The 5581-nt window shown below is 35.8% G+C and carries 9 protein-coding genes; all 9 read left to right on the forward strand.

The genetic code is table 11. The annotated features are described in order from the left end of the window. Positions 1-125, forward strand: a 125-nt coding sequence (locus FF105_RS11355) for an IS3 family transposase (protein ID WP_290046486.1), incomplete at its 5' end; no start/stop codon positions are given. 130 nt (positions 126-255) lie between these two features. Then, positions 256-360: a putative holin-like toxin gene (locus FF105_RS11360; RefSeq protein ID WP_004909435.1), complete on the forward strand. Its 105-nt coding sequence runs from the start codon at positions 256-258 to the stop codon at positions 358-360. Between the two features lie 214 nt (positions 361-574). Continuing rightward, entirely contained in the window at positions 575-787 is a 213-nt protein-coding gene (gene mazE / locus FF105_RS11365) for a type II toxin-antitoxin system PemI/MazE family antitoxin (RefSeq protein ID WP_228934954.1), read from the forward strand. Then, on the forward strand, positions 780-1118 hold the full coding sequence (locus FF105_RS11370; protein WP_228934956.1) for a type II toxin-antitoxin system PemK/MazF family toxin: 339 nt from the start codon (positions 780-782) through the stop codon (positions 1116-1118). Before mazE ends, FF105_RS11370 begins: the two co-directional genes overlap by 8 nt. Positions 1119-1288: 170 nt before the next feature. Beyond that, on the forward strand, positions 1289-3364 hold the full coding sequence (locus tag FF105_RS11375) for a CD3337/EF1877 family mobilome membrane protein (protein ID WP_290046912.1): 2076 nt from the start codon (positions 1289-1291) through the stop codon (positions 3362-3364). Further along, on the forward strand, positions 3361-3759 hold the full coding sequence (locus tag FF105_RS11380) for a thioredoxin family protein (protein ID WP_324251863.1): 399 nt from the start codon (positions 3361-3363) through the stop codon (positions 3757-3759). The genes FF105_RS11375 and FF105_RS11380 overlap by 4 nt, the downstream gene beginning before the upstream one ends. A 19-nt stretch (positions 3760-3778) precedes the next feature. Beyond that, on the forward strand, positions 3779-4282 hold the full coding sequence (locus tag FF105_RS11385; protein ID WP_228934958.1) for a hypothetical protein: 504 nt from the start codon (positions 3779-3781) through the stop codon (positions 4280-4282). Positions 4283-4284: 2 nt separating this feature from the next. After that, positions 4285-4815: a hypothetical protein gene (locus tag FF105_RS11390; RefSeq protein ID WP_228934959.1), complete on the forward strand. Its 531-nt coding sequence runs from the start codon at positions 4285-4287 to the stop codon at positions 4813-4815. After that, a complete protein-coding gene (locus FF105_RS11395) occupies positions 4815-5444 on the forward strand; it encodes a hypothetical protein (protein ID WP_290046915.1) in 630 nt (209 codons plus the stop codon). Before FF105_RS11390 ends, FF105_RS11395 begins: the two co-directional genes overlap by 1 nt. The last annotated feature ends 137 nt before the right edge of the window (positions 5445-5581 follow it).

Raw genomic sequence — 5581 nt, forward strand, 5'->3', positions numbered from 1 at the left:
TTCATGATTTCAAAGTGGTCGTTGATGACTTTATCAATTATTACAACAATCACCGTATCAAACAAAAACTCAATGGTCTGTCGCCGGTTCAATATCGACAACTCACCACTGAGTCCGCTAGTTAATTCTATTTTGTCCAACTATTGGGGTTCACTTCAATAGTTAAGTTAAGTGGTGGCTATTCTTTCAACAGAAAAGAGGTGGTGCTTATGGTGTAAAACCTATAAACACGAACTCTAGGAAAGGAAAAGCCTGGTGTCTGTTTCAGACGCTTTACAGCTCATGTTTATGTTTGGCACTTTTATAGTTGCCTTGCTAGCATTGGTTGTTGAGTTGATAAAAAATCAACAAAAAAAATAACCACTCGACTTCGCGGGTCGTGGTTATTAACTAACTAGTTGAATAGTCACTGCTTAGCAGGCTATTGATGTTAAAGGGAGTAGTTCGAGCTAATTCCTTTTTCTATACACAATTATAACATGATGATTGAAATTGGGAAAGCATAAGCCATGATAAAACTTGATTGAACCCAATTATACATGTATAATTGGGTTATACTTAAGGAGGTAATACTATGACAGTTGTTAAGGCGCGTAAGCAGGGTAATTCAGTAGCAGTGACATTACCATCAGAATTAGGTATTGCAGTTGGTCAAGAATTTTTAGCTATTAAAAAGAACAACTCGCTAATTTTCACACCGAAACTCAGTAACCCATTTGATAAGTTGAAAGAAAATGAATTGATTAATGAGCAAGAAGTGATGGTCGAGGATATTATTGATGACTAAATTTAAGCAAGGAGATTTTGTTGTCATTAATTTTGATCCATCTGTTGGGCAGGAAATTCAAAAGCGACGACCAGGGTTAGTAGTTAGTTCAGATAAATACAATATGGTTTCTAATTTGATTATTGTAGCACCTATTACAAGCTCGGTTAAAAATATTCCTACGCGATTTAATGTTGTTGGGTACGAGAAAGTGCACGGACAGGTGAATACGTTACAACCAATCCCGATGGATTCTGTAAAACGTGAGGCAAAATTAATTGGTCATATGAGTGACTATGATTTATACCAAGTGTTGCAATTAATTGGGGCTAATTTTGATTTAACACTCTAAACAAAAAAGTAACCACTTCACCTTTTGACCGAGTTGTGATTACTTAAAAAGTAAATATAACGAATAGTCACTGCTTAGCAGGCTATTGATGTTAAAGGGAGTAGTTAGAGCTGCTTCCTTTTTCTACACACAATAATAACATGATGATTGAAATGATGAAAGGAAAACACATGCAAATCAAATTTTGTCGGAAGCTGATTATTTTGGCTTCTTTTTTGTTTGTTTTAGGCTTTGCACAAACGCAAGTGTCCGCAGATGATAGCAGTAGTTCAAGTAGTACGTTAGTTAATCAGGATACACTTAATGCAATTGATGACGCTTCAAAGCAAGCTGATAAAGCGGTAGATGAGGTTACAAGTGACGCAGAAAAGAAATCGGGCGATACTAATACTACTGATAACTCATTTAAAGCCAGTGACGCACAAAACATCAACAAGCTTAATGACTCACTATTTTCATGGCAACCTTATTCAGAAAAAATTGGTGTGACAGATTTAGCCAATAATACGGGTATGGGCTTAGCTAAGTTTTTTTGGTATTTGAATACTTTAATTTATCAAATCAATGATGAGTTATTAAGTGCCTTATCAAATGACGGTAATTTATCAAAAGCCTTTACACAAGCACAGAACGCTGTTTCAGGTAAAGTAAAATCTATCTTTGATGAGGGTAAAGTCTTATTTGGTGGGTTAGCTTTGATTGTTTTAGCGATTATGGGGTTCATGCACTTTGCTAGTGGTCGTACGTCGTCAGCGGTTAGAATGGTCGTCAATTTCGTTGGGATATTGTTAGTGTCAACACTTTGGTATGGTAATGGTAATGAGCTGTTTAATCAAATCAATCAAGCTAGTGACGCAGGGCAAGCACAGGTTTTAAAGGTCATTGGCAATAGCAATGATAATGTTAAACCAAGGGACACGTTAAGAGTGGGTTATTTTGAACGATCTATTGAACGCCCTTATTTCTTGATGAATTATGGGAAAGCAACTGCGAATGATGTTATAAAAAAATTAAATCAAAATCCTTATCAGTTTATTTCTACTAACACTAATCGTAATGAAGATAAGGTTCAGTCTACGGTTACACAAATAAAAAGTAAAGTTCCGGCATTGAGTAAGAATAATTCATTCAACGAGGCAGGTATGAGTCTAGTTGCAATCGTGGTATCAGTTGTGAATGCTATGCCTTATGACGCAGTGGCTCTGTTTAATATCTTTGTTATGGTCATTGAATTGGCTTTGTATCTATTGTCACCCTTTGTTTTGGTTATGGCGCTATTCCCACAATTTGCCCGTAACGGCTATAAAATTGTTGGTGCAACAATCATGTGGGGTATTGCTAAAATTGGGGCTGGTTTTTTAATTGTTTTGGTCGGGGCTTTACAAACATTCACTGATAGTTTTATCCCAGCGACTAATTTTGGATCATACGCAGTTAACGCACTCTTATTCTTTTTCTTAGTCTTTATCGTTTATAAGTATCGTGGAAAGCTATTTGAATTTGTTGGAGTTAGTTACTCACGGCTTGAGGGACAAATGCCACAAGCCATGCGCTTATCTAATCTACGTGAAAAGGGGCAGAGTATTAATCAGTCTAGCGTTGGTCAAAAAATTAGTCAAATGGGACCAATGCAACGTATGTCACAAAGGCGTGATGTACGTGATGAGATGAAAACCAAACAGGCAGAGGAAAAACGACAACAAAATCTTTCTCGTGTTCGTGATCAGTTGTTAGGCAAAGAGCAGGCAAAAACACAAAAATTGTCAGATAAAAATAAGAAACCATTTACGGTTGATGAATTTAAAAAGCCAACAGATTCTAAAAAGTCTGATGATCCAACGCAGGGAACGGTTGAAAAAGACGGTGTTCATTTACCAAAATCAAATTTCGAAGCTAAACAACCTAATATTCGTGTCAATAATCCAAAAAGTAAGGATAATGGTTCAGATAGTCAACAGGAAGTGGCTAAAAAGCGTGAAGCAATTAAACGTCAATTATATGGTGATCCAGCGACACAATCACAACCTAAGACACTTAGTAAAGTGCCTGATAACCATAATAACTTTGAGCAATCAAAGACACCAAAACGTCAAGAAATTGCTAATGAACAGAAAAAAACAGTTAATCGTGATAAGATAGCTCGTGAATTGTTAGCTGAACGTGATAAGCAAAAGGTACAAAAGCAACAGTTACGTGATGATAAAGTCAGTCAGTTAAAGAATAAATTTGGAAAGGATAACTTGTGAAAAAAATGTTTATAATAATCGCTACAATCGTTGTGGCAGTAGTGACTACGGCGTTTTTATGGTATCATAATCAGTATCATGATACACCAAATGATCAATTAAAAACGGCGTTTCATCAAACACTTAGGAAACATAAAACCGTGATCGTTTTTCATAAAAAAGGGTGTTCAACCTGTGAGAAGTTGACGGGTGATGTCAATAAATTACAAAAAATGCGTGATCAAAATAATCAGGCAACTATTGTCGTTGATTACATGAATTTAGCGACACGACAATATTTTGAACAGTATCATGTTCAAGTGGCACCAACTGTCTTAGTAGTACAAAAAGGGGCAGTTATCAAACGGATTGTGAAGCCAACACATGAACAAATGGCACAAATTGTGAGAGAATAAATCAATTGATTGGAGAGCTATGAATAAAAAATCAGCGTTGACATTAGGATCTATTGGGGGCGTGTTAGTCATTTTGATTATTATCATTGCCTTTGTAATGACAGGACAACATAAAACTAGCTCACAGTCTAGTAGCTCAAAATTGCCAAAAATAAATCAAGCTAAAGTGATGAAGGGTATTGATTATGAAACATTTTCAATGAATGATGATGGTCGTTACATTGAAAATGTTGATAATAACCCTGCTTATGTTGACGGAAAAAAGGTTGGGGATCGTACAATGACTGGAATGGTTTATAACAGTGTTGGTCTTTCAGGGGACAATAATGTTATTTCATTTAATTTTTTCAAAGAGCATGAAATAGAAAACCTGACAACAAAGTGGGAAAAGGACGGCAATTCATTTGTTGCGAAAGGCTATTTTGTTGTGAAAGATACTGGTAAAAAATATCCATTTGCCTTCGAGTTCAACGCTGATTATATGATCCTACAAGAGTGGTATGGAAAGGATATTAAAATTTAAAAATGACAAACACTAGCATTAAAGTGTTAAGTGCTATTGGGTTCTTCCTGATTGGCGCTTTTTTTTATACACAATTTCAAAAGTCACAAATCAAACAAGCAACTACCACCGTTGCTAAATTATCTGCGACACAAATGGTCACGACTAGTAGTGGCACGATGACAAAAGTAATCGCTAATGATAATAAATTACCAGATGATAGCCAACCAAAAGCTACCGTTAATGCTCTGTTTAATGCAGGCTATGTATCAGACAAACAAGTCTTATCAAAGGTGGCAAATGATAAAGTTAGAAAATTTGTTAAGCAGTTTTTAGGGCAGTTAGAGAGTGATCCAGCACAAGCTAAAAAATGGCATGTCTCGGATAATCAATTGCTATTTAGCCAACAAGGAGACAGCCTATTATTTTTTGGTGCTTTAAAGGCAACTAATGGCAGTCGGACAATAAATTATCAGTTACTAGGACAATTAAATGAAAAGGGTAATGAGGTGATTTCATTGACGCTAGGCAATCTGACAATGGGGGATCAATAATGACACGTAAAACAAAAATTGGTTATTATGCCCTATTAGTTGTGTTGGTGCTTGGTAGTTTACGCTTTGGTCAACTGATGTGGCAACAACAACAAACTTTATCACATTTGCAAAAGCAAGCTAAGCAATTAAAGCAAAAACAAAGCAGTGTCAAAACTAGTCAGCAAAAAGTGAAGCAGATAGTTGCCAAAAGTACCATTACGAAAGCTAGTGAGACCAGTCAACAGTTTTTCAATCTTGCGTATAATTGGTCATCTGGATCCGATTATAAAAAACGCACAAAGAAAATTCAGCAAGCGCAATTAGCGACCAGTCAAGTTTTATCCAATGATTATTTATTCCCACAAGTTGGTGGCACAGATGATTATATTGATAATAATGGTTTGAAGTCTAGCGTGGTTCAGGTTGCTTATTATCCAAAAACAACTAATGATGATCAGACTAGTGGTGTGGTTGGTGTTGCGGTGAATGCCAAACATGATAGTGATGTTGGTAATGGTGAAACACGCTATTATTACTTTAATATCACTTATTTAGCCAGTGACAATCAAATTAGTAGTCTTGATTATATTGGTCGGTTAGCCGTTAATCAAAGCACAGACTTTAATGCCTTTAATCCTTATGAGTAATCATTAAGGATTTTTTCTACCAGAAGTCAAGTGTTTCAATGCATTTAGCTTCTTTTTCTTATGATGCAATTGATAATAAAGTACTACTGAAATAAGCCGATGTCTTCACATTGGTTTTGCAAAATGTTAGGCTTATA

Origin of the sequence: Leuconostoc sp. UCMA20149 (assembly GCF_030400235.1) — a bacterium.
Lineage (GTDB): Bacteria > Bacillota > Bacilli > Lactobacillales > Lactobacillaceae > Leuconostoc > Leuconostoc pseudomesenteroides.

What these genes read in the sequence shown, in the direction of transcription:
- mazE (WP_228934954.1), top strand. Translation starts at nt 575, where the DNA reads ATGACAGTTGTTAAGGCGCGTAAGCAGGGTAATTCAGTAGCAGTGACA.
- FF105_RS11390 (WP_228934959.1), top strand. Translation starts at nt 4,285, where the DNA reads ATGACAAACACTAGCATTAAAGTGTTAAGTGCTATTGGGTTCTTCCTG.
- FF105_RS11395 (WP_290046915.1), top strand. Translation starts at nt 4,815, where the DNA reads ATGACACGTAAAACAAAAATTGGTTATTATGCCCTATTAGTTGTGTTG.
- FF105_RS11375 (WP_290046912.1), top strand. Translation starts at nt 1,289, where the DNA reads ATGCAAATCAAATTTTGTCGGAAGCTGATTATTTTGGCTTCTTTTTTG.
- FF105_RS11385 (WP_228934958.1), top strand. Translation starts at nt 3,779, where the DNA reads ATGAATAAAAAATCAGCGTTGACATTAGGATCTATTGGGGGCGTGTTA.
- FF105_RS11370 (WP_228934956.1), top strand. Translation starts at nt 780, where the DNA reads ATGACTAAATTTAAGCAAGGAGATTTTGTTGTCATTAATTTTGATCCA.